We start from the raw sequence: 573 nt of genomic DNA on the forward strand, positions 1-573 counted from the left end.
CGGCGGTAGCCAAGGCTGCGGAGGTCATGATGTCGAGGTTGCCAGCGTAGGCCGGCAGGTAATGGGCGGCGCCTTCGACTTCGAGGAACACCGAGGTTTTCAGGCCGGAGAATTTGCCCAGGCCAGGGATGTTCAGCGGCGCGTCTGTCGGGATCACGTCGAACTGCACGTTTTGCTTGAGGCGATAGCCCGGCACATAAGCCTGCACGGCCGCCGCCATTTCGACGATAGAGGCTTCGACCAGCGCCTGATCCGCCGCTTCGGACAGCACGAACACCGTGTCGCGCATGATCAACGGCGGCTCGGCCGGGTTCATCACGATGATCGCCTTGCCCTTGGCCGCACCGCCGATGACTTCGATGGCCTTGGACGTGGTTTCGGTGAATTCGTCGATGTTGGCGCGGGTGCCGGGCCCGGCGGATTTACTCGCGATCGAGGCGACGATCTCGGCGTAATGCACCTTGGCCACGCGCGACACCGCGGCGACCATCGGAATGGTCGCCTGGCCGCCGCAGGTGACCATGTTGACGTTGAGCTGATCGAGGTTCTGCTCCAGGTTCACCACCGGGATAC

The 573-nt window shown here is 63.5% G+C and carries 1 protein-coding gene; it reads right to left on the reverse strand.

Annotation, left to right across the window (positions count from 1 at the left end; genetic code table 11):
* Nucleotides 1–573: acetaldehyde dehydrogenase (acetylating) (locus TU80_RS31115; protein WP_082643945.1), on the reverse strand; the 573-nt coding region annotated here is incomplete at both ends.

The sequence above is a fragment of the Pseudomonas veronii genome (assembly GCF_001439695.1).
Classification (GTDB): Bacteria; Pseudomonadota; Gammaproteobacteria; order Pseudomonadales; family Pseudomonadaceae; genus Aquipseudomonas; species Aquipseudomonas veronii.